The organism is Mycolicibacter senuensis (genome assembly GCF_002101885.1).
GTDB classification, from domain to species: domain Bacteria; phylum Actinomycetota; class Actinomycetes; order Mycobacteriales; family Mycobacteriaceae; genus Mycobacterium; species Mycobacterium senuense.
This window is the reverse complement of record NZ_LQPS01000032.1, coordinates 74,158-97,106: the sequence shown is the minus strand read 5'-3', so window position 1 is coordinate 97,106 and position 22,949 is coordinate 74,158. Positions and strand designations below refer to the sequence as shown.

Annotated in this window: 19 protein-coding genes; 9 read left to right on the top strand and 10 right to left on the bottom strand. The window is 69.4% G+C overall.

Features of this window, described 5'->3' with window-relative positions; translation table 11 throughout:
* Positions 1-3: 3 nt before the first annotated feature.
* From AWC24_RS08755 to AWC24_RS08735, 5 genes are read left to right on the top strand one after another with little or no spacing between them, the layout of a single operon-like run.
* Positions 4-792, top strand: a complete 789-nt coding sequence (locus AWC24_RS08755) for an ABC transporter permease (RefSeq protein WP_085083965.1) — start codon at positions 4-6, stop codon at positions 790-792.
* A 5-nt stretch (positions 793-797) separates the two neighbouring features.
* Positions 798-1,913, top strand: a complete 1,116-nt coding sequence (locus AWC24_RS08750) for a sulfate/molybdate ABC transporter ATP-binding protein (RefSeq protein WP_085084075.1) — start codon at positions 798-800, stop codon at positions 1,911-1,913.
* A gap of 37 nt (positions 1,914-1,950) precedes the next feature.
* Positions 1,951-2,880 carry an alanine and proline-rich secreted protein Apa gene (locus AWC24_RS08745; protein ID WP_085083963.1) on the top strand — a complete coding sequence of 310 codons (930 nt, stop codon included), beginning with the start codon at positions 1,951-1,953 and terminating at the stop codon, positions 2,878-2,880.
* A 56-nt stretch (positions 2,881-2,936) separates the two neighbouring features.
* Entirely contained in the window at positions 2,937-3,251 is a 315-nt protein-coding gene (locus AWC24_RS08740; RefSeq protein ID WP_085083961.1) for a GlsB/YeaQ/YmgE family stress response membrane protein, read from the top strand.
* A gap of 32 nt (positions 3,252-3,283) precedes the next feature.
* Positions 3,284-4,312 carry a zinc-binding alcohol dehydrogenase family protein gene (locus AWC24_RS08735; protein ID WP_085083960.1) on the top strand — a complete coding sequence of 343 codons (1,029 nt, stop codon included), beginning with the start codon at positions 3,284-3,286 and terminating at the stop codon, positions 4,310-4,312.
* A gap of 24 nt (positions 4,313-4,336) precedes the next feature.
* Here the strand turns inward: AWC24_RS08735 and AWC24_RS08730 are convergent, their stop codons facing one another.
* The 3 genes from AWC24_RS08730 to AWC24_RS08720 form a co-directional block, all read right to left on the bottom strand.
* Positions 4,337-5,104 carry a CPBP family intramembrane glutamic endopeptidase gene (locus tag AWC24_RS08730; protein WP_085083958.1) on the bottom strand — a complete coding sequence of 256 codons (768 nt, stop codon included), beginning with the start codon at positions 5,102-5,104 and terminating at the stop codon, positions 4,337-4,339.
* A 66-nt stretch (positions 5,105-5,170) separates the two neighbouring features.
* The gene (locus AWC24_RS08725; protein WP_234807304.1) at positions 5,171-5,581 is read right to left on the bottom strand and encodes an MmpS family transport accessory protein; all 411 of its coding nucleotides are present in this window, start codon (positions 5,579-5,581) and stop codon (positions 5,171-5,173) included.
* 5 nt (positions 5,582-5,586) lie between these two features.
* Positions 5,587-7,992, bottom strand: coding sequence for a phosphoketolase family protein (locus tag AWC24_RS08720; RefSeq protein WP_085083954.1), 2,406 nt, complete (start codon positions 7,990-7,992; stop codon positions 5,587-5,589).
* Between the two features lie 40 nt (positions 7,993-8,032).
* Between AWC24_RS08720 and AWC24_RS08715 the strand changes: the two genes are divergently transcribed.
* Positions 8,033-10,447: a CaiB/BaiF CoA-transferase family protein gene (locus AWC24_RS08715; RefSeq protein ID WP_234807308.1), complete on the top strand. Its 2,415-nt coding sequence runs from the start codon at positions 8,033-8,035 to the stop codon at positions 10,445-10,447.
* 10 nt (positions 10,448-10,457) lie between these two features.
* Positions 10,458-11,939, top strand: a complete 1,482-nt coding sequence (locus tag AWC24_RS08710) for an acetyl-CoA acetyltransferase (RefSeq protein WP_085083951.1) — start codon at positions 10,458-10,460, stop codon at positions 11,937-11,939.
* 16 nt (positions 11,940-11,955) lie between these two features.
* Here AWC24_RS08710 and AWC24_RS08705 read toward each other — a convergent pair whose 3' ends face one another.
* The 3 genes from AWC24_RS08705 to AWC24_RS08695 all read right to left on the bottom strand — a co-directional run bounded on the left by AWC24_RS08705 (position 11,956) and on the right by AWC24_RS08695 (position 15,133).
* Positions 11,956-13,188, bottom strand: coding sequence for an NAD(P)/FAD-dependent oxidoreductase (locus AWC24_RS08705; protein ID WP_085083949.1), 1,233 nt, complete (start codon positions 13,186-13,188; stop codon positions 11,956-11,958).
* Positions 13,189-13,250: 62 nt separating this feature from the next.
* Positions 13,251-13,886 (bottom strand): endonuclease, encoded by a 636-nt coding sequence (locus AWC24_RS08700; RefSeq protein ID WP_085083947.1) that lies wholly within the window; start codon positions 13,884-13,886, stop codon positions 13,251-13,253.
* Between the two features lie 134 nt (positions 13,887-14,020).
* A complete protein-coding gene (locus AWC24_RS08695) occupies positions 14,021-15,133 on the bottom strand; it encodes an IS110 family RNA-guided transposase (protein WP_234807303.1) in 1,113 nt (370 codons plus the stop codon).
* A 353-nt stretch (positions 15,134-15,486) separates the two neighbouring features.
* Here AWC24_RS08695 and AWC24_RS08690 point away from each other — a divergent pair, with 353 nt between their 5' ends.
* Positions 15,487-16,587, top strand: coding sequence for an IS110 family RNA-guided transposase (locus AWC24_RS08690; RefSeq protein WP_085084071.1), 1,101 nt, complete (start codon positions 15,487-15,489; stop codon positions 16,585-16,587).
* A gap of 284 nt (positions 16,588-16,871) precedes the next feature.
* On the opposite strand, the gene AWC24_RS08685 is transcribed toward AWC24_RS08690, so the two are convergent.
* Positions 16,872-18,674 (bottom strand): NAD-binding protein, encoded by a 1,803-nt coding sequence (locus AWC24_RS08685; protein WP_085083945.1) that lies wholly within the window; start codon positions 18,672-18,674, stop codon positions 16,872-16,874.
* A gap of 167 nt (positions 18,675-18,841) precedes the next feature.
* Between AWC24_RS08685 and AWC24_RS08680 the strand changes: the two genes are divergently transcribed.
* Positions 18,842-20,311: a sensor domain-containing protein gene (locus AWC24_RS08680; RefSeq protein ID WP_085083942.1), complete on the top strand. Its 1,470-nt coding sequence runs from the start codon at positions 18,842-18,844 to the stop codon at positions 20,309-20,311.
* 8 nt (positions 20,312-20,319) lie between these two features.
* Here the strand turns inward: AWC24_RS08680 and AWC24_RS08675 are convergent, their stop codons facing one another.
* From AWC24_RS08675 to AWC24_RS08665, 3 genes are all read right to left on the bottom strand, one after another.
* On the bottom strand, positions 20,320-21,564 hold the full coding sequence (locus AWC24_RS08675; protein WP_085084069.1) for an alpha-hydroxy acid oxidase: 1,245 nt from the start codon (positions 21,562-21,564) through the stop codon (positions 20,320-20,322).
* 116 nt (positions 21,565-21,680) lie between these two features.
* Positions 21,681-22,220: an alkylhydroperoxidase, AhpD family gene (ahpD, locus tag AWC24_RS08670; protein WP_085083940.1), complete on the bottom strand. Its 540-nt coding sequence runs from the start codon at positions 22,218-22,220 to the stop codon at positions 21,681-21,683.
* A 49-nt stretch (positions 22,221-22,269) separates the two neighbouring features.
* On the bottom strand, positions 22,270-22,857 hold the full coding sequence (locus tag AWC24_RS08665; RefSeq protein WP_085083939.1) for a peroxiredoxin: 588 nt from the start codon (positions 22,855-22,857) through the stop codon (positions 22,270-22,272).
* Positions 22,858-22,949: the final 92 nt, after the last annotated feature.

The following is a 22,949-nucleotide window of genomic DNA, read 5'->3' as shown; positions in this document are numbered from 1 at the left end:
TCTGTGCATCGGCCCAACGACCTGCCGGGCTGGGTCTATGTGCCCGCCGCGATCGGCGCCGCCTTCGTGGTGCTGCCGTTGGTGGCGATCGCGGTCAGGGTCGACTGGCCCAATTTCTGGTCGTTGATCACCAGTCCGTCCTCGATGACCGCGCTGGTGCTGAGCCTGAAAACCGCCGCGATCAGTACCGCGCTCTGCGTCGTGCTGGGCGTGCCGATGGCGTTGGTCCTGGCGCGCAGCCAGTCGCCGGTGGTGCGGCTGTTGCGGCCGCTGACGTTGCTGCCGCTGGTGCTGCCGCCGGTGGTGGGCGGTATCGCGCTGCTGTACGCGTTCGGGCGGCTCGGGCTGCTGGGCCGTCATCTGGAGGCGGCCGGAATCCATATCGCGTTCACCACGGCCGCGGTGGTGCTGGCGCAGACGTTCGTGTCACTGCCGTTCCTGGTGATCGCCCTGGAGGGGGCGGCCCGCACCGCCGGCGCCGACTATGAGGTGGTGGCCGCCAGCCTGGGTGCCCGGCCGAGCGCGGTGTGGTGGCGGGTGACGCTGCCGCTGCTGACACCGGGCCTGATCTCGGGTGCGGTGCTGGCCTTCGCGCGGTCGCTGGGGGAGTTCGGGGCGACGTTGACCTTCGCCGGCTCCCGCGAAGGCGTCACCCGAACGCTGCCGCTGGCGATCTACCTGCAGCGGGTGACCGACGCTGATGCGGCCGCGGCGATGTCGCTGCTGCTGGTGGCGGTGGCGGCGGTGGTGGTGCTGGGGCTGGGAGCCCGGCGACTGGCCGGCATCCGGTGACGGGCGTGGCGGGCGGGCTGACGCTGCGCGCGGTGGTGGCCGAGCGCGGCCTGGATGTGCGGATCACGGTCGCGCCGGGGGAGGTGCTCGCCGTGCTCGGGCCCAACGGCGCCGGCAAATCCACCCTGCTGCACGTGATCGCCGGCCTGCTGCGGCCCGACCTGGGCCTGGTGCGGGTCGGCGACCGGGTGCTGACCGACGCCGAGGCCGGGGTGCACATCGCCACCTGCGACCGTCGGATCGGCCTGCTGATGCAGGAGCCACTGCTGTTCCCGCACCTGAGTGTGGCCGCCAACGTGGCGTTCGGCCCGCACAGCCGGCACCGTCGGTGGCGCCTCGGCCGGCGGCAGGCACGCACCCGGGCAGCGGCGGCCCCGTGGTTACGTGCCGTCGGCGCCGAAGAGCTGGCCGACCGCAGGCCGAGCCGGCTCTCCGGCGGGCAGGCCCAGCGGGTCGCGATCGCCCGCGCGCTGGCCGCCGAACCCGACGTGCTCCTGCTCGACGAGCCGTTGGCCGGGCTCGACGTCGCCGCGGCCGATGCGGTGCGCACCGTGCTGCGTGAGGTCATCGCCGGCACCCGCCGCACCACGGTGCTGGTCACCCACGACTTGCTCGACGTGTTCGCGCTGGCCGACCGGGTGCTGGTGCTCGAATCGGGCCGGGTTGCCGAAATCGGCGGTACCGCAGAGGTTTTGGCTGCTCCGCGCAGCCGATTCGGGGCGCGCATCGCCGGATTCAATCTGGTGGCCGGGGTGATCGAAAGCGACGGCGTGCTGCGCACCCGGTGGGGCGACCGGTGGCACGGGGTCGCCGACGACGGCCCGGGCGTCGGCCGACCGGCCGTCGCGGTGTGTTCACCGCGAGCGGTTGCGGTGTATCGGGAGCCGCCCGGGCACGGCAGCCCGCGCAACCTCGTCGCGGTCACCGTCGCCGAACTGGACGCACGAGGCAGCGCGATCCAGGTGCGAGGCGTCGACCAGCCGGACGGCGCGCCGGGACTGGCCGCGGACATCACCGTCGAGGCCGCCGGCGAGCTGCGGCTCGCGCCCGGGGAGCCGGTCTGGTTCGGTGTCAAGGCGCAGGAAGTGACATTGCGCGCGACACACCCCGGCATGGCGTAACTTGCGTAGCGGTCGGGACGCGGTAGGTTTTTCTGCCATGAAGCAGGTGGACGTGACCTCAACGGCTCACAGGGGTATTCGAGCGGTGGCCGCGACGACGTGGGCCACCGCGATCGCCGGTGCGCTGGCATTCGCCATGGCATCGCCGGCCTACGCGGACCCGCCTCCGCCGCCGCCACCCGCGCCGCCTGCCACGGCCGACGCCCCACCGGCCGACGCCGCCCCGCCGCCGCCCGACCCGAACGCACCGCCGCCGGTCGCCGAGCCGGGCGCACCCGAGGTGGGCCGGGTCGACGACCTGGCCGGCGGATTCAGCTACGTACTGCCCGGCGGTTGGGTGCAGTCCGACACCAGCCACCTCGAATACGGGTCGTCGCTGTTGAGCAAGCAGACCGGTGAGCCGATGCTGCCCGGGCAGCCCGCGCCGGTGGCCAACGACACCAGGATCGTGCTCGGCAAGCTGGATCAGCGGCTCTACGCCAGCGCCGAGACCGACAACGCCAAGGCCGCCACCCGGCTCGGATCGGACATGGGCGAATTCTTCATGCCCTACCCCGGTACCCGCGCCAACCAGGAGGGCACCGAGCTGGCGGGCGGTGGTCTGACCGGCAGCGCGTCCTACTACGAGGTCAAGTTCACCGACCCGGCCAAACCGGTCGGCCAGATCTGGAGCGGCGTCATCGGGGTGCCGCCGGCCGACGGCGGCACCGGCGTCCAGTCCGAGCGGTGGTTCGTGGTGTGGCTGGGAACCGCCAACAATCCGGTGGACCGGGAGGCGGCTAAAGCGCTGACGGAGTCCATCCGCCCGCTGCCCGCCGCCCCGGCCCCGGTCGAGCCGGCGCCCGCACCGGTTCCCGGCATCCCGGGTATCCCGGCGCCCGCACCTGCTCCGGCGCCCGCTCCGGCGCCCGCCCCGGCCCCGGAACCCGCTCCGGCGCCACCGCCGGCACCGGCGCCCGCCCCCTGACGCATCAGCTGACCTAGTTTGCCGCGCAGCGGTGTAAAAACCGCTAGCCTGGCCATATGACTGCGCAAACGTATGTGCTGGCGGCAACGGAATTCCTCGCCGAACGCTCGACGACGCTGACCAGCGTCGGCTGGATCGGCTACATCATCATCGGTGCTATCGCAGGCTGGCTCGCCGGCAAGATCGTCGGTGGCGACGGCCGCGGAATTCTGATGAACATCGTGATCGGTGTCATCGGCGCGTTGATCGGTGGTTTCCTGCTGAGTTTCTTCCTCGACACCGCCGGCGGTGGCTGGTGGTTCACGCTGTTCACCGCGACCCTGGGGTCGGTCGTGCTGCTATGGCTGCTCGGGTTGGTGCGCAAAGGCTGACCCGACCTGCGGCTGCTGCGCAGAATGTCGTCATGGGTGCGCAGTCTCCCGGGGTGACCATGACCGCCTGGCGGGTCGCTCGTCCCGGTCCCATCGCAGACGGTCCCTTGCACCGGGTCAGCGCAGCGGTGCCCCGGCCACGGCCCTCGGAGTTGCTGGTCGCGGTGCGCGCCTGCGGAGTGTGCCGTACCGACCTGCACGTCACCGAAGGTGACCTACCGGTACACCGCGCCGGGGTCACCCCGGGCCACGAGGTGGTCGGCGAGGTCGTCGAGGTGGGCGCTGAAGCCGGCGGGGGCTTCGCCGTGGGGGATCGGGTCGGAATCGCCTGGCTGCGGCACACCTGCGGAACCTGCCGATACTGCCGCCGGGGTGACGAGAACCTCTGCCCACGGTCGCGCTACACCGGCTGGGACTCCGACGGCGGATACGCCGAATTCGCCACCGTCCCGGCCGCGTTCGCCCATCATCTGCCCGCCGGCTACCGCGACGGCGAGTTGGCGCCGTTGCTGTGCGCCGGGATCATCGGCTACCGCTCGTTGCAGCTCGCCGACCTGCCGCCCGGCGGCCGGCTCGGGATCTACGGGTTCGGCGGCAGTGCTCACATCACCGCGCAGGTCGCGTTGGCCCGCGGCGCCGAGGTGCATGTCATGACCCGTGACCCGCGGGCCCGGGAGCTGGCGCTACAGCTGGGGGCCGCCTCGGTGCAGGGGGCGGCCGACCCGCCGCCGGTTCGGTTAGACTCTGCCATCCTGTTCGCTCCGGTCGGCGAGCTGGTGCCGCCGGCCTGCCAGGCGCTGGATCGCGGCGGTACGTGCGCGATCGCCGGTATCCATCTGAGCGACATCCCGGCGCTGAACTACCAGCGTGACCTGTTCTACGAACGACGGATCCGGTCGGTGACCTCGAACACCCGCGCCGATGCCCGCGACTTTCTCGACTTCGCCGCGGCGCACCACCTCACTGTGACTTCACCGGAGTACTCGCTGGGAGACGCCGACCGGGCGCTGGCGGACCTTGCCGCGGACCGGGTCGCCGGTGCCGCCGTGCTCGTGGTGTGATCCGTCGGAGCCTCGCTGAACGGCTCAGGCCGACAGCTGCCACACCAGGGCGGCGGCGAGGGCGCCGACCCCGTTGAGCGACCAGTGCAGCGCGATCGGAGCGATGAGACTGCCACTGCGGCGGCGCAGCCAGCTGAACACGAAACCGGCTGCCCCGGTAGCCAGCACCGCCAGCGTCACCCCAGCCGACATGCCCAGAAACCCGCCGCCGAACAGCCGGGTGAATCCGACGTTGCTGCTGGTCAGCCCGAGCGAGGTGGCCACATGCCACAACCCGAACAGCAGCGAGCCCGCCGCGGCGACCCCGCGGAAACCCCACGCCCGGTGCAGTGCGCCGTGCAGCGCGCCGCGGAACGCCAACTCTTCGGGGATGACGGTCTGCAGCGGGATGACCAGCATCGAGGCCACCACAGCGCCCGACAGGGTGGCGTAGTGGTTGTTCAAGAACATCGGCCTGGTCCAGGGCAGCAGGGCGCCGACGGCGATCACCGACACCACAACCAGTACCGCCGCGACGGCGTAGCCGACCCCCGACTTCCAGTGGGCCCGGCCCAAACCGAGCTCCGCCCAGCTCAGACCGTTGCAGCGGACCAGGGCCACCAGGCCGACGGCGACGGCGGGCACCGTGGCCACCGCCGCCCAAGGCGTGGTGAAGTGCGCGACCAGATTGGCCAGCGCCAACACCACCACGACGACGGCGACGTCGACGAAGGCGCGAAACTGATTCAGCGCCGAGAGTTGTGCCCCCAATGGATGCCGCCCCCCGGACGCCGCGAAATCGTGGCAAGGCATTGGTCGGATTCTACGCGCGCTCAGGCGCCGACACAGTGGCGCTGGTGCGCGTGGGGGTCAGGAAGCTCAGCGAGGCTCGTGGGTCGTGCACAGCACCCGCGCCGGGTCACCGGTCGCGGTCTTCTGGCTGACGACCTTCCCGTTGACGCTGACCGTGCAACTCAGCGTGCCGGGGCCGGCACCCTGGGCGCTCACCGAGTACAAGGCGGGAGTGGTCATGTTGGTCATCCGGCCGGTCAGCTCGATCGACCAGGGCAATGGGGCGTTGGTGGCGTGTGACTGACCGCGCTGGGTCTGGTAGGTGATGTAGCCGGCGACACCGGTTCCGGTCAGCTCATAGCGGATGGGCACCAGGGTCAGGTCCGGCGTGGCGCCGGCCGGGGTGACACCGGCGACGGTCACCGAGGCGACGAGCGCGCCGAACAACAGCATTGTCGCCTTGCGGGGCGTCCGGACCGGTGACGGGTGAACAGTCATGGCCGTCACCTTATCTCGCCGTCGGCTCCGGATACGCTCGTTCCCCAGGTCCAGTCGGTGATCCGCGGGTCGTCCTCACCGTGCTCGCGGGTGTAGAGCCGGGCGGCCAGCCGGGCATCGACCATCTGCTGGCGCAGCACCGCGCTGCGCTCAGCCAGACCCGGCACCCGGTCGATCACGTCCAGCACCAGATGGAAGCGATCCAGGTCGTTGAGCATCACCATGTCGAACGGCGTGGTGGTGGTACCGCGCTCCCGGTATCCGCGCACGTGCATCTGGTCGTGGTTGGTGCGCCGATAGGCGAGCCGGTGGATCAGCCAGGCATAGCCGTGGTAGGCGAAGATCACCGGCTTGTCGCGGGTGAACAGAGCGTCGAACTCACTGTCGGGCAACCCGTGCGGATGGTCGGTGGCAGGCTGCAGCCGCATGATGTCCACCACATTGACCACCCGCACGGCAAGGCCGGGCAGCTCCCGGCGCAAGATGTCCGCGGCGGCCAACGTTTCGAGGGTGGGGATGTCGCCGGCGCAGGCCAGCACCACGTCCGGCTCCCCGGTGGCGGTGCCGGCCCAGTCCCAGATGCCCAGCCCGCGGGTGCAGTGGGCCACCGCCTCGGGCATGTCCAGGTAGGCCAGTGCGGGCTGCTTGCCGGCGACGATCACGTTTACGTAGTTGCGGCTGCGCAGGCAGTGGTCGGCCACCGACAGCAGGGTGTTGCCGTCCGGCGGTAAGTAGACCCGCACCACCTCCGGGCGTTTATTGGCCACCAGGTCGATGAAGCCCGGATCCTGGTGTGACGCGCCGTTGTGGTCCTGGCGCCAGACGTGGGAGGTCAGCAGGTAGTTCAGTGAGGCGATCGGCCGACGCCACGGCAGCTCCCGGCTGACCGCAAGCCACTTGGCGTGCTGGTTGAACATCGAGTCGACGATGTGCACGAACGCCTCGTAGCAGTTGAACAGCCCATGCCGGCCGGTCAGCAGATACCCCTCCAGCCAGCCCTGGCACAGGTGTTCGGAGAGCACTTCGAGCACTCGGCCGTCGGGGGCCATGTGGTCATCGCCGGGTGCGGTCTCCGACAGCCAGACCCGGTCGGTCGTCTCGAATACCGCCGAAAGGCGATTCGAGGCGGTTTCGTCGGGGCCCATCAACCGGAATCGATCGCGGTTGCGGTCGATGACGTCGCGCAAAAACGTCCCCAGCACCCGGGTGGCCTCGTGGGTCTCGGTGGCCGGCCGGGGCACCGGCACGGCGTAGTCCCGGAAGTCGGGCAGGTCCAGGTCGCGCAGCAGCAGACCGCCGTTGGCGTGCGGGTTGGCGCTCATCCGGCGGTTCCCGCGCGGCGCCAGTGCGGCCAGCTCCGGCTGCAGCCGGCCCGATTCGTCGAAAAGCTCCGTCGGCCGGTAACTGCGCAGCCATTCCTCCAGCTGCCAGCGATGCTCGGGATCGGTGCGGGTCGCAGCGAGCGGCACCTGATGCGATCGCCAGGTGCCCTCCACCTGCTGACCGTCCACCTTTCCCGGACCGGTCCAGCCTTTAGGGGTGCGCAGCACGATCATCGGCCACACCGGCCGCATGGTCGAGCCGTCGGCGCGCGCGGCATGGCGGATCGCCGCGATGTCGTCGAACGCGTCGTCGAGCGCGGCCGCCAGCGACCGGTGCACGACGGCCGGATCGTCGCCGGCGACGGTGATCGGCCGGTAGCCGTAGCCACGCAGCAGGGCCTCCAACTCCGAATGCGGGATCCGGGCCAGCAGCGTCGGATTGGCGATCTTGTAGCCGTTGAGATGCAGGATGGGCAGCACCGCGCCGTCGGTGGCCGGGTTGAGGAATTTGTTCGAATGCCAGCTGGCCGCCAGTGGCCCGGTCTCGGCCTCGCCGTCGCCGATGACACAGGCCACCACCAGCTCCGGGTTGTCGAAGGCCGCGCCGAAGGCATGCACCAGCGCGTAGCCCAGCTCGCCTCCCTCATGGATGGAGCCCGGCGTCTCGGCGGCCACGTGGCTGGGCACGCCGCCGGGAAAAGAGAACTGCCGGAACAGTTTCCGCAGTCCGTCCCGGTTCTCCTCGATGCCGGTGTACACCTGGCTGTAGGTGCCCTCCAGGTAGGCGTTGGCGACCAGTGCCGGCCCGCCGTGACCGGGTCCGGTGACGAAGATGACGTCGGCGTCACGCTCGCGGATGACCCGATTCAGGTGCACGTAAAGCAGGTTCAGGCCCGGGGTGGTGCCCCAGTGCCCCAACAACCGCGGTTTGACGTGCTCGGCGGCCAGCGGTTCGGTCAGCAGCGGGTTGTCCAACAGGTAGATCTGGCCCACCGACAGGTAATTGGCGGCTCGCCAGTAGGCGTCGATGCGTGTTAGGCCGTCGTCGGGGAGCGTGGGGGATGTCGGCGTCGTGGTCTCTGCACTCATACTCTGCGATTGTCCGCGCCCAAGCGGAACCCCGGCAACCATTCATTACCCTGACCACGTGCTGCTGGAATCGGTTCGTGTCCTGGATCTGGCCGGTGGTGACGCCGACGCGGTCACCCGGTTGCTCGCCGACCTGGGAGCCGACGTGCTCAAGGTGGAGCCGCCGGCTGGCAGTCCGGCGCGCACCGTCGCCCCGTTTCTGGGCGGCGTGAGCATCTCCTTCGCGTTGCACAACGCCAACAAGCGCAGCGTCACCCTGGATCCGGCCGACGAACGGGACCGCCGCCGATTCGACGAGCTGGCGCGCACCGCCGACATCGTCGTGGACGGCGGCCCGCGCGGGCGCACCGCGGACCTGGGGGCCTCGCGGTTCGCGACCTCGTGCGCTGAACTGGCCGACCGCTACAGCCACCTGGTGACGATGTCGGTCACCGACTTCGGCATGAGCGGACCACGTTCGCACTGGCAGGCCACCGACGCGGTGCTCTACGCCCTCGCGGGTGCGCTGTCGCGATCGGGGCCGACCACCGGAACCCCGGTGCTGCCACCGGACGGGATCGCATCGGCGACCGCGGCGGTACAGGCCGCCTGGGCGGTGCTGGTGGCCTACTACAACCGGTTGCGCTGCGGCGTAGGCGATTACATCGACTTCTCCCGCTTCGATGCGGTGGTCACGGTGCTCGATCCGATCTTCGGTTCCCAGGGGCAGGTGGCCGCGGCCCGTCGCGGGGCGAGCCGCTGGCGTGGCCGGCCCCGCAACCAGGACGCCTACCCGATCTACCCGTGCAGGGACGGCTACGTGCGGCTGTGCGTGATGTCGCCGCGGCAGTGGCGCGGGCTGCGGGCGTGGCTGGGGGAGCCGGCCGCCTACGCCGACCCCAGATTCGACGTGATCGGTGAGCGGTTCGCGGCCTGGCCGCAGATCAGCGTGCTGGTGCGCGAGCTGTTCGCCGAGCTGGACATGGCCGATCTGGTCGCGGCGGGGCAGGCTCGCGGAGTGCCGATCGCCGCGGTGGGCGAACCGGCGCGGGTGCTGGCCGGTGAACACTTCGCGGCGGCGCGCGCCGCGGTCGGCACCGAACTGGCCCCGGGTCTCTCGGCGCTGATACCGACCGGCTATTTCGTGGTCGACGGGCACCGTGCCGGTTTCCGCACGCCGGCGCCGCCGCCCGGTGATGCCGGCGCCGGGTGGCGAAGCCGGCCGGACGTGCCGGCGGCCGGCGGCACGGTCGGTGCACGCCCGTTCGAGGGGGTGCGGATCGTCGATTTGGGGGTCATCGTGGCCGGCGGTGAGGCCAGCCGGCTCTTCGGCGACCTGGGCGCCGAGATCATCAAGGTGGAGAGCGCCGCCTACCCGGACGGGCTGCGGCAGACCCGTGCCGGATCGGCGATGAGCGAGTCGTTCGCCTGGACGCACCGCAACAACTTCGGATTCGGGCTGGATCTGCGCAGCCCGGCCGGCAAGGAGATCTTCGGTCGGCTGGTCGGCACGGCTGACGCAGTACTGGCCAATTTCAAACCGGGCACCCTTGCCGCCCTGGGGTTCTGCTACGAAACGCTGCGGGGGATCAACCCGCGGCTGGTGCTGGCCGAGAGCAGCGCGTTCGGGGAGAGCGGGCCGTGGAGTGACCGGATGGGCTATGGCCCGCTGGTGCGTGCCACCACCGGGGTCACCGCATTGTGGACCGCCCCGCCGGGCCCGGAGGGCAGCCGGCGTGCGGCAGCGACCGGACGCCACCCGTTCTACGACGCCACCACCGTTTTCCCCGACCACGTGGTCGCGCGGGTCACCGCCATCGGGGCACTGGCAGCGCTGATAGCCGGCCGGCGAACAGGCGCCGGATCCCACGTCCATGTCTCGCAGGCCGAGGCCGCAGTCAATCAACTCGACACCTGCTACGTTGCACGCGCCGCGGGACCATCGGTAGTGCCGGACACCGGACTGGACCTGGTCTGCCCGTGTGCCGGTGACGACGAATGGTGTGTGGTCTCGATCCGCGCCGACGACGACTGGCGCCGTACGGCAGCGGCATTCGGGGACGCGGCGTTGGCCGCCGACCCGCGCTTCGGCACCGGTGAACGCCGCATCGCCCACCGCGCCGAACTCGCCGAGCAGCTGAGCCGGCACACCGGCGAGCGCACTGCGGCCGATATCGGCGAGCTGCTGCAGGCGGCCGGGGTAGCGGCCGGCCCGATGAACCGGCCACCTGACATCGCCGAGGATCCCCAGCTGAGCCACCGCGCGGTGTTCGCCGACATGGCCCATCCGCTCATCGAGCACCCGTTGCCGGCTGAAACCGGTCCGGCACCGTTCCGCAATATTCCGCCGGCGCCGCAGCGGCCGGCCCCGCTGCCGGGTCAGCACACCCGGGCGATCTGCCGTGCCGTACTCGGGCTCGATGACGACCAGACCGATCAGTTGATCGCCGACGGCGTGCTGTTCGCCTCCGATTAGTCTTATCCCCATGCCCGTCGACCCCCGGACACCGGTGCTGATCGGCTACGGCCAGATCAACCACCGCGACGAGCACGATCCCGTCGAACCCGTCGACCTGATGGCGGCTGCGGCACGCCATGCCGCCGACGACCGGGTGCTGCGCGCCGTCGACTCGATCCGGGTGGTCAACCTGCTCTCGGCGCGCTACCGCGATCCGGGTGCCCTGCTCGCGCAGCGGATCGGCGCCGACCGGCCCGCCACCCGCTACAGCCCGATGGGTGGCAATGTGCCGCAGTCACTGCTGAATCGGGCCTGCCTGGACATTCAAGACGGCCGCGCCGGAGTGGTGCTGCTGGCCGGCGGCGAGATGTGGCGTACCCGCAGCCGACTGCGGTCGGCCGGCGGCAGGTTGGCCTGGACCCGGCAGGACGAAGCGGACGTGCCGCTTGCCGAATGCGAGGGTGAGGACGTGCCGTTGTCGGGTGCGGCCGAGGAACGCATCGGGTTGGACCGGCCGGCTTACGTCTACCCGCTGTTCGAGGAGGCCCTGCGCATCGCGGCCGGGGAGACCGGCGACGGCCATCGCCGGCGCATCGGTGAGCTGTGGGCGCGGTTCAACGCGGTCGCTGTGGATAACCCGCATGCCTGGATCCGCGAACCCGTTGGGGCCGAAAAGATCTGGCAGCCCGGGCCGAAGAACCGGATGATCAGCTGGCCGTACACCAAGTTGATGAACTCCAACAACATGGTCGATCAGGCCGCGGCGCTGGTACTGACCTCCGTTCAGCGCGCCACCGAGCTACGGATCCCGTCGGAGCGCTGGGTCTTTCCGCAGGCCGGCGCCGATGCCCACGACACCTACGCCCTCGGTGCCCGCGACGAACTGCACCGCTCACCGGCGATCCGGATCGCGGGGGCGTGCGCACTGGAACTGGCCGGTGTCGATCAGATCGGCGACGTCGATTACGTCGACCTGTACTCGTGCTTCCCGTCGGCGGTCCAGGTGGCCGCGGCCGAGCTGGGGCTGCCCACCGATGACCCGGCCCGGCCACTGACCGTGACCGGCGGGCTGACCTTCGCCGGTGGGCCGTGGAACAACTACGTAATGCATTCGATAGCCACCCTGGCCGAACTGCTGGTCGCCAACCCGGGTCGGCGCGGACTGATCACCGCCAACGGCGGCTACCTGACCAAGCACAGCTTCGGGGTATACGGCACCGAACCGCCGCCAGCTGGATTCCGCTGGAAGGACGTGCAATCCGCGGTGGAGGACGAACCGACACGACCGGTTGTCACGCACTGGCGGGGGACCGGCACGGTGGAATCGTGGACGACGCCGTTCGACCGGGACGGCAACCCCCAGCATGTCTTCCTGGCGCTCCGCACCCCCGACGGATCACGGACCATGGCGGTGATCCGCGATGCGGACGTCGCTCAAGCGAGCGTGCGCGAGGACATCGCCGATGCACTCGTCGACGTGCACGAGGACGGCACCGCGGCGCTGCGGTAGCCCACCCCGCCGCGGCTCAGCGCGACAGCTCGCTCAGCGGCGCCGTCGGGTCTGCCAGCCGGCCGGGGTCGACGGGTGCCTGCGACCTGATCAGGGCCTTGATGTCATCGAGGCCCTCCCAGATGTTGACGTTCATCCCGGCCAGCACCCGGTTGTCCTCGCCGAGCCAGAAGCTGGTGAACTCGCGCGCACCGGTGTCGCCGCGGAAGACCACGCGGGAGTAGCCGGGCGCGTGCCCGACGTACTCCATGCCGAGATCGTATTGGTCGGTGAAAAAGTAAGGCAGCTCGGTGTATTCGCCCGGGTCGCCGAGCATTCCCGCCGCCGCGACCGCCGGTTGCTTGAGAGCGTTTGCCCAGTGTTCGGTGCGGATCCGGGTTGCCAGCAAGGGGTGCTGTGCCGCCGCGATGTCACCGACCGCGTAGATGTCGGGATCGCTGCTGCACAGGCTGGCGTCTACCAGGACACCGCCGTCGCCGGTGGCAAGACCGGCCTGCTCGGCCAGCTCGATGTTGGGCTGTGCGCCCACGGCGACCAGTACCGCGCCCGTGCTGATCTGCGAACCGTCGGTCAATCGCAGGCCGGTGGCGGCGCCGTCGGCCGTGGTTATCTCGGCGACGGCCGAACCCAGGCGCAGGTCGACGCCGTGGTCGCGGTGCAGGTCGGCGAAGATGGTGCCGTTTTCGGCGCCCAGGCTGGCCAGCAGCGGCAGCGTGGCGGTCTCCACCACTGTCACGTCGACGCCGCGCTGGCGTGCACTGGCGGCCACCTCCATGCCGATCCAGCCGGCGCCCACCACTGCCAGCGGGGTGCCCGATGCCAGTGCGGAATCCAGTGCAGCGGCGTCGTCGACCGTGCGCAGATAGTGCACGCCGCGAGCGTCGGCGCCCGGGATCGGTACCCGTCGTGAGCGCGAACCCGTGGCCAGCAGCAGTTTCTGGTAGCTCAGGCCGGTGCCGTCGGCCAGCTCGACGGTGTGACCGGCCCGGTCCAACCCCACGACGCGGGCGCCGGCGCGAAAGTCGACGTCGTGCTCGCGGTACCAGTCTCGTGGGTTCACGGTGAAGTCACCGAGAGTCTTCTTGCCGGCCAGGAATTCCTTGGACAGCGGCGGCCGTTCGTAGGGCAGCTGCTGCTCCTCGCCGAGCAGAATGAGTGTTCCGTCGAAGTTCTTGTCGCGCAGCGCTTCCACGGCCTTGGCGCCGGCCAGGCCGGCGCCGACGATCACGAATGTTGCTGATGTCGACACGCGATCCTCCGCTCTAGGCGCCGTCACCGGCCACCTTACCGACGATCCGGCCGGGCAGCGGGCTAATCGACCAGCCGCTCACGGATATCGGCGTCGGCGGAGTAACGCACCAGCGCTGCCGCGAGTTCGGCGTTGCGGCCTCCGGACAGCGCACCGAGTTCGCTTGCTTCGCCGGGCAACCCGAGGTCACGCGCTGCGGCCAGCGCGCGCTCGTCGAAGCTGGCCCGGGCCCAGGGCCACACGTCTTGGACCTCCCGCAGAAAGATGCTCGCGCCGGTGTCACCGATTCCCTGGAACTCCTTGAGCAACTTGACGGCCGCGTCGACATCGCGCCCGCTGCGCTCCGCCAGCAGCCGCAGGTCGCCGCGGTAGTCCTCCTGCACGGCTTCAGCGAGTTCCACCAACCGAGTCGCCGAACTCTCGTCGTAGCGGCGGTAGTGGGCGCGGCCCATGGCATCGATCATGGTGGGGCGATCGGCCTCGAGAACCTTGTGCGGTGTGCGCAGGCCGCTCTTGAACAGCTCCCGCGCGGCTCGGGCCGCGATGGCGGCATCAATCGGCTTGCTGGCGAGCATGCACAGGGTCAGCAGCTGAAACAGCGGCATCGGTTGATTGCGCAACCGGATGCCTGCCTCTTGAGCGTAGGTCTTTCCGGCCCGGCGCAGCAGCCGTCGCACCAGTTCCGTGTTGGTATGCACCGCAGGGGCATACCCAGGCGGGAGGCACAACAAACCCGGCAGGTGAGATCAACCGCTAGACGGCGCCTCTCTGTGTCAACTGCCCGGCTGTAATGTGGCTGCTGGTAGGTCCGGGAAGTGACTTGTCCGAAGCGTCAGTGTGCGGGGTTTGAGCTGGCCGCGCTGGATGTTAGTGCCGCCCCCGAGTGTCCTCCCGGGCCTGCCTCATGTCGTGCGGCGTCTCGGAGCAGTTGTCGGTAGACAGCATCGGAGAGGCGTCGTTTGAGGCAGCGCAGCGCTTCTCGGTGGCTTTTGCCTGCGGCGCGTTTTCTTCGGTAGTAGTCGCGTCCTGGGGTGTCTCGGGCGATTTGGGAGATGGCCATGGTGTGCAGGCAGCAGTTCAGTTGTCGGTCGCCGGCGCGGGAGAGTCGGTGGCGGGTGACATCGCCGGAGGACGCTGCGATAGGTGCAGTGCCGGTGTAGGTGGCGAACGCGTCGGCCGAGCGGAATCGGCTGATGGCGCCGACGCGGGCCACGATCTTGGCGGCGTTGAGGGTCCCGATGCCGCTGAGTTCGGTCAGGGTGGTTCCCGATGACTCGACTGCGGCCTCGATGTCGGCGGCGGCCTTGGCGATGCGACGGTCGAGCGCGCGGATCTCGGCGACGAGGTCAGCGGCCAGGCTGCGCAGGGTTTTGGTGGCGGGTTCGCGGGGTCGGATCTGGCGCAGGATGTCGGCGGCGCGCTCGGCAGTGAGCCCGCGTGGGGCGCCGGCCGGGGTGAGGTGAGTCAGCAGTACGTGGAGCCGGTTGACGGTCTGGGTGCGGGTCTTGACCAGGTCGTCACGGTGTTCGACCAGGGCACGCATTGCGATGATGCTCGCGTCGACGGTAGCGGTGTTGAGCCGGGTGGAGGTCAGTGCGGCGATCCCGACCGAGATGGCGTCGGCTTCATCGGTCTTGCGGCCATGCCCGGTGGAGAGCAGCCGCACGCGGGCGGCCAATTTGGCGGGAACGTCGATGACCTCGACGCCGTCGTCGGCCAGCTGCCGGGTCAAGGGTGCGCCCAAGCCCGCTGCACCTTCGATAGCCCACACCGGCTGGGTCCACTGCCGGGCGAACCGCCGAAGCCGGCGGTAACCGTCGGCGCCGACGTCCACCCGAAGCACGTCCAATGGTTGAAGCGCGGTATCGATGACGGCGGCAGTCCAGGATGCCTTGTGCGGGTCGACGGCGATGACGACACGCTCGGTCGGTGATGATGACAGCACGGGTGAGTATTCCTCCTTGCGTTCGACAACGGTGTGAGTGCAAGGAGGGCACACCAACTTTCGGCTTTGCAGGCCTCTCTTCAGCCACTCCCGGCCAGCGGCCCCGGCCCGGGACGCAAGCCGTCTAAGAGCCAACCCGGCTGGGCGGCAGGTATGAGAGCGAGCGATCCCGAACCGGCACCTCGAAGATCCGGGCTGCAGACCCCGATCCCCTGACCGCTATTGAACAAGTTGGTATGAGGTGACGCCCGGCTTCCGTCGGGGGTTGCGGGCCGGGGCCTCACTCACAAAAGCTCGTGGGTTACCGAGCAGAAGTCCCTGCCCGGCCTATCCAACATTTGTGGGAGGCCCCGGTGTTTACAGAGCGTACGAGCGTAGGGCTCGATGTGCACGCACGATCGGTCGCGGCAGCGGCGATCGATAGCGTCACAGGACAGGTGGTCCAGGCGACGCTGACCCCCGACTATGGGGATGTCCGTGGCTGGCTGGGCCGGCTAGCTGGACCCGTCGCGGTGGCCTATGAGGCCGGGCCGACGGGGTTCGGGTTGTATCGGCACCTGAAGGCAGCAGGTGTGCGATGCGAGGTGGCGGCGCCGAGCAAGCTGCAGCGCCCCGCCGGCGACCGGGCCAAGACCGATGCCAAGGACGCGATCCACCTCGCGCGGTTGTTGCGACTCGATGAGATCACCTCAGTGGCGATCCCGACGATCGCCCAGGAAGCCGCACGGGACCTGGTCAGAGCCAGAGAGGACTGCCGCGGTGATCTAATGAGAGCCCGTCACCGGCTATCGAAACTGCTTCTGCGCCACGGCATCGTCTACTACGACGGCAAGGCGTGGACCGGTAAGCACGATATCTGGCTGCGGCACGACGCGCTGCGGCGGCTTCCCAGCGACGCCGCCACGCGGCTGACTTTCGACGCCGACTACGACGCTGTCCTGACCGTTAAAGCTCGTCGTGACCGACTCGACACCGCCATCGAGGAGACCGCCGCGGATTGCGAGTTCACGGCGATCGTGCGCCGCCTCGGTTGCCTACGCGGCATCGGCACGCTGACCGCATTCGCTCTCGCGGTGGAGATCGGCGACTGGACACGGTTCACCGGCAATACCATCGGATCCTTCGTCGGGCTGGTACCCAGTGAACACTCATCGGGCGGATCCCGGAGTCAAGGGGCAATCACCAGGACCGGTAACGGACACGCCCGCCGCCTGCTCGTCGAAGCAGCATGGCACCACCGCCCCAGATACACCGTGGGAAAGGTGCTGCGCGCACGGTGGGACCTCGCACCGGCAGCTGCGCGCGCTCGCGGCAACGACGGCAACCGTCGCCTGCACCAGCGGTGGGTGCAATTCATCGACCGCCGCAAACGCAGTACCGTCGCCGACGTCGCCATCGCCCGTGAACTCGCCGGATGGTGCTGGTCCCTGGCGGTACTCGACACCAGCACCTGAGGCGCATAAAAGCCGCTTCGCCAGGACCCGGGCGTCGGTGGCAGCGCGTGGAGTGACCCGCGACCGCTCTATGAGCAACCCTGCAAGGCGACGCTCGATGCTAGACACGCGGACCCACTCCAGCCGAACCACCGTCCTGCGGTAACCAACCCGCGCATATCAGTCAGACCGCGCGTCGCCAACGACACGCTCACCGACACCGGCGACCAAGGCGAAGCAGAGGCGCCCGCCCCAACCCAGGGACGGGCGCCTCGCCATGCCTCTTGACACGAGCCATCTACATATCAGTGCGGCGCCCGGTGGCACGGGTACCTCGGCGCCGACCTCGTGAGATCGACGATCTCCAGGCCGGCGGCTGCCAGCATCTGCGGGATTGCGCGTACGAAGATGCGGTCCACCTCGGCGACCTCGGACGGCAACTCGTCCATCGGCACCAGATGCGGGTCCTTCTTGCGTTCGCGGTTCTCGTCGCCCAGGGTCCAGCCGGCGGCGAGCTTCTCCTGCATCCACCGGTCGTGCTCCATGGCACCCAGTGTGTCCATCTCCTCGTCGGTGAACTGGAAGTCCTTGGCCTGCCAGTCGCGCAGCGGTGCGATCACACACCCGATGCTGCGCAGCTTCACTCCGATGTGGCGAGCCTGGGCTCGACTCGATTCCTTCAGGGCGTCATCCAATTCCGGCCATGGCGGCGGCGCAGGCACACCGGCTGGCTGCATCAGGCAGTAGCGCCGGTGGATTTCCTGGGCGATGGCCTCCAGCGAGCCACCCTCGACGAGCTCGACGCTGCAGGTCTCCTGCAACGTCCGGAACACGCTGACGCCCGCTCCGAGAGCCGCCTTCTCCTCGAGCAATTCGGCCACACCGTAGGCCCGCGAGATCGTGGTGACCACCGGGACCGTGTCGTCGAGGGCCCGACGCAGATTCAGGGCCGACCCGACATTGCGCTCGTCGCGGTAGCCGGTCACATAGGCCTGGGTGACCGGTCGGTCGGTCGCCTGCGCCAATCGGTCGATGTCCCGCATCGAGGTCGACGAGCAGTGGAATTCGCAGATCTCCTCCAGGGCGGGGTACTGGGCGATCAGGGCGGCCACCTTGTCGGCGGCGTTGTCGTCGATCACCGTCACCAGCAGCGGCTGGTCACCGGTGCGTTCGTCGTGCCACTGCCGTGCCGCCTGAAAGACCACCCCCGAACCGACACCGTCGAGGTGGGCGACCGCGATGTGCGGACGCTGTCGCGTGTCCACCGGATACTTGTCCAGTAGCAGCCGGGCACCGACTGTGTCGATGTTGAAGAAGTCGACGACTGACTGATCGTCACCGCGATTGAACTCGCCGAGTCGCAGCAGTACACACAGCCCCGGGTCGTCGATGCGCGCCAGGCAGCGCAGGACGTGTCCACCCGAGCGGCCGAAGATCGGCTGGCGCCGGGCGGAGTGGGCCAATCTGCGTGCCAGTGTGACGATTTCGGTGTTGGCCACGCTATCGGAGGTCACCGCGAGCAACCGGGCGGCCCGGCGGACGCCGGCTGACTCGAGGGTGGCACTCAGTTGCGCATCCCCGATGATGACCGGGAACCCCCAGTTACGGCAGGTCCTGATTCGCGGGTTGTTCTCGTCGGATTCGATCACCACCGCCCGGTAGCCCGCGGCGCGCAGCTTGCGGACGAACTCGAACCCGGCATAGCCCAGGCCGCAGACCACGACGTGACCGTGCTTGAACGGGATCAGCAGTTGCTGCACTCGGTCGCGGAATACCGACACCACCGCAATGAGGGCGGCCCAGCCGGCGACGATCGGCGCCAGGAAGCGGGCGATGTCCAGTGCGACGCCGACATTGTGCTCCGGCTGGGGGGCGGCGTGCAGGAAGTACAGCTTGACCGCACCGTAGACCGAATCCGACAGCGAGTGATGGCCGCCGCCATAGGAGCCGTAGCCCCACAGCCCCAGCACGAAGGCCGCGATTCCCGCCGGTATCAGCACCCAGTACCAGTGCGGATCGGTCAGGCCGGTCAGCAATCTGTGCTGAAAGGTCGTCGGTGGCGGCGCGTTACGCCCCCGCTCATCGGGCTCGGCGGCGGAACCGGCCATCGACGCTTCTCCTCTCCTGCTTCCGGCGGGCCGACCAGCCCGTCGCGGAAACGACTTGGTCTCTCGTACACTAACCCGGACGCGCGATGACCGATATCGGCCAGCCGTCTTGCAATACGGGATATTGATCGGTTCGCGTCCTCGAACATGGGCCTGGAGAGGGGACCATGCTGTTTGTCAGTTACGCCAGCCAGGATCGGGCGCTGGTGGACCCGCTGGTTGCGGTTCTGCGCAGCACCGAGCAGCAGGTGTGGCTTGATGAGGAGCTCAGTGGCGGCGACGCGTGGTGGCAAACCATCCTGGATCGGATTCGCAACTGCACGGTGTTCCTCGTCGCGCTGTCGAACAACTCGCTGAGGTCCAAGCCTTGTCAGGCGGAGCTGGCCTATGCGCGGGCGTTGCGCCGGCCGGTGCTGCCGGTGCAGATCGGGCCGGTGGACAGTGTGCGGGTCACCCCGCTGGCCGCGACCCAGATCGTCGACTACCGACACCGTAACCCGGCCGCCGATGCCCGCTTGACCGCGGCGCTGGCCAGCATGTCGCGGCGGGCCGTGCCGCTGCCGGCGCCGTTGCCGGAAGAGCCGACGGTGCCGTTCGCCTATCTGATGCGACTGTCCTCGGATCTGGCCGGACCCGAACTGAGTTACCGTAAGCAGGCCGAGTTGGTATTCGAGCTTCGGTCCCGGCTGGACGAGGACTGCGACGACCCGACTGTGCGCAGCGATATCGTTCAGCTGCTGTGCCGGCTGCGCGACCGGCCGGATGTCACGGTCCGCACCCGCACCGACGTCGACGCCGTCCTGGCCGCCAACGACCCGAGCTTCACCGCGTCCACCGTCGGGATTCCGGTCGCCGCGGTGAGCGGCCCGCGGCCGGTGGCCGCCCGGCGCTCACCGAGTGTCATACCAGCCGCCGATCCTGGTCCGAGCTCGTCGGGGACCCGATGGTGGTCGAAGAAGAAGCTGCTGATCGGCGGCGCCACGGTGGCGGTGGCGGCCGCGGGTGCGCTGGTGGCCGGGATCATCGCCACGCCGCCGGAGCCGCCCGCGCCGGCCTTGGCGGAGGACTCCGGCGTCGAGGCCGTGATGGCTGCTCCCGGGATGGCGACGGTGCAGGCCGACCTGGCGGCGTTCAAGCCGGGCGGTGTGATCGAGCTGTCGCCGCCGGACTGTCTAGGTGTGCTCTACCCGGGCATTGACGAGGTCTACCAGGGTAGTCAGGCCCAAACGGCGGCGTGGAAGGTGTTGGAGGAGCCGGGCGGCCTGCAGCGCGCCGGGGTCAACGGCCGGCCTTTCGTGGACCAGGACATCGCCACGTTCGCCCCGAAGTCCGGTCTGGCCGCCGCCTTCGTCCAGCAGTCGGTACCGCAGTGGCGGGGCTGTGTGGGCAAGACGGTCACCGTGAGCTACCCCGACCGCAATACCTACACCTGGGATATCGGGGAAGCGGTGGGTGACGCGCCCCGGATCTCGCAGACGTACACCCTCAGGCCCGGGGGATACACCTGCCAGCGGGTGCTCGATGCGGTGGCCGACACGGTGATCGACGTGAAGGCCTGCGGTGCCGTGGTCACCGACCAGGCGAGCGTGCTCACCGACATGATCGCGGCATTGGTGACGCAGGCTCCCGCGTTCTGAGCCCGGCCTCACCCGCCGTGGAGCGGAGCCAGCCGCCGCAGCTGCGTCACGTGCTGCGGTGACAGCTCGGCGAGCTCGCTGACCCCCAGCAGCCGCATGGTGCGCCGGATCTGCTCGGCGAGGATGTCGATGACACGCTGCACCCCGGCCTGCCCGCCGGCCATCAGCCCGTACAGGTAGGCCCGGCCGATCAGGGTGCACCGGGCGCCGAGTGCCACCGCTGCCACGATGTCCGCGCCGGACATGATCCCGGTGTCGAGCAGGACTTCGGTGTCGGCCCCGACCTCCCGCGCGACGCGCGGCAGCAGCTGAAAAGGAACCGGTGCCCGGTCGAGTTGGCGACCGCCGTGGTTGGACAACACGATGCCGTCGGCGCCGAGATCGACCACAGCCCGGGCGTCGGCGAGGGTCTGGATGCCTTTGACGACGAACCGGCCCGGCCACTGCGACCTGACCCAGGCCAGGTCGTCGAAGGTCATGCTCGGGTCGAACATGCTGTCCATGTACTGCGCGACGGTGCCCGACCACCGGTCCAGCGACGCGAAGGACAGCGGCTCGGTGGTGAAGAGGTCGAACCACCAGGCCGGGTGCGCGACCGCATCGGCCACCGTGCGCAGCGTCAGCGCCGGTGGGATGGTCATGCCGTTGCGGGTGTCGCGCCGGCGCGCCCCCGGGACGGGTGCGTCGACGGTCGCCAGCAGGGTGTCGTAGCCGGCGTCGGCAGCGCGGCGCAGCAGCGCCATCGACCGGTCGCGGTCGCGCCACATATACAGCTGGAACCACCGCCGGGCGCCGGGGGCGGCCGCGGCGACTTCTTCGATGGAGGCCGTGCCCAGCGTCGACAGCGAGAACGGGATTCCGGCGGCCTCGGCTGCCCGGGCGCCGGCCAACTCGCCGGCGGTGTGCATCAGCCGGGTGAACCCGGTCGGGGCGATCGCGAACGGTAGCGCCACCGCGGCGCCCAGTACGTCACGGCTGGTGTCGACGTCGGTGACGTCGCGCAGGATCGCCGGGTGAAACTCGATGTCGCGGAAGGCCTGTCGGGCCCGTCCCAGCGAGATCTCGTCGTCGGCGGCACCGTCGGTGTAGTCGAAGGCAGCTTTGGGGGTGCGGCGCCGGGCGATGCGGCGCAGATCCTCGACGGTCAGCGCGGCGTCCAGCCGCCGGGCGCGGCGGTTGAACCGTGGCCGGCGAAATCCGATCAGCGGCGCGAGATCGTGGACTCTGGGAAAGCGCCGCTGCGTCACCGGCATCGGTTGCTCCATCCACGAGATTCGGTGTCGGACCGCTGTTACGGCGGCCGGCAGGACCCGGTCACCCTGGACCGGCTGGCGCGGCTCGCCGAGTCGAGCCGCGCCAGCATCGATCCTTAGGCCGAACTCTCGGGCAGGGTCTGTCCGGCGAAGATCGCCTGGGCCACGCCGGCCACGATCGAGGCGACCTTGAGTGCCTCCAACACCGCCTCGCGGCCGACGCCAGCATCCCGGACGACCTGCTCGTGAGAGCCGACGCAGGCCTGGCAGCCGTTGATCGCCGAGACCGCGAAGCTCCACAGCTCGAAGTTGGCCTTGTCGACCCCCGGGTTGCCGATGATGTTCATCCGCAACCCGGGCCGCAGGTCGTCGTAGGCGCCGTCCAGGAAGTGCCGGCCACGGTAGAACACGTTGTTCATCCCCATGATCGACGCCGCTCCCAGAGCGGCCTGATAGGCCTCGGCTGACAGGTTGTCGGCCGCTTCGTCGCTGATCTCGGCGAGCACCGTGGCGTTGCGTGTCGCCGCGGCGCTGGCCAACAGGCTGCCCCAGAGCTGCTCCTCGTTGAGGGCGGTGGTGCGAGCGATCGAACCCAGGTTGAGCTTCAGGTCCTTGGCGAATTCGGGGACCGCGTTCTTGAGATTCTCAATACTCATCTGGCGCCATTCCTTTCATCGCCGGCCCGCTGCACCGTTTGGGCCTCGGTCACATCGATTCTTTGAGCAGCTCGCCGACGTTGAGCGTCGGGTCGCCCTTCTTCCAGTTGCACGCGCACAGCTCGTCGGACTGCAGCGCGTCGAGTACGCGCAGCACCTCGTCGACGTTGCGGCCGACCGAGCCCGCGGTCACCGAGACGAACTGGATCTCGTTGTTGGGGTCGACGATGAAGGTCGCCCGGTCGGCGACACCGTCGGCGTTGAGCACACCGGTGGCCTCGGCGAGCTCGCGCTTGAGGTCTGCCAGCATCGGGAACGGCAGCGTCTTGAGGTCCTCGTGCTGCAGACGCCAGTTGTAGTGCACGAACTCGTTGTCGATCGACGCGCCGAGCACCTGAGCGTCGCGGTCGGCGAACTCGTCGTTCAGCTTGCCGAACGCGGCGATCTCGGTGGGGCAGACGAAGGTGAAGTCCTTGGGCCAGAAGAACACGATCCGCCACTTGCCGGGGTGGTCGTCGCTGGTGACGGTGGTGAAGAAGTCCTCGGGGCCCTTCGCGTCGACCTTCGACAGGTCGCCTGGGATCAGCGCGGTGAGCCGGTAGGACGGGAACTGGTCGCCAATGGTCAGCAGTGCCATGACACTCCTTCTGGTGTGAGTTTTCGGGGCGCGGACGAGTTCAGCGTCCGCACGCTCCATGTTGCCCTATCTGAATTAAAAATGAAAGGTGA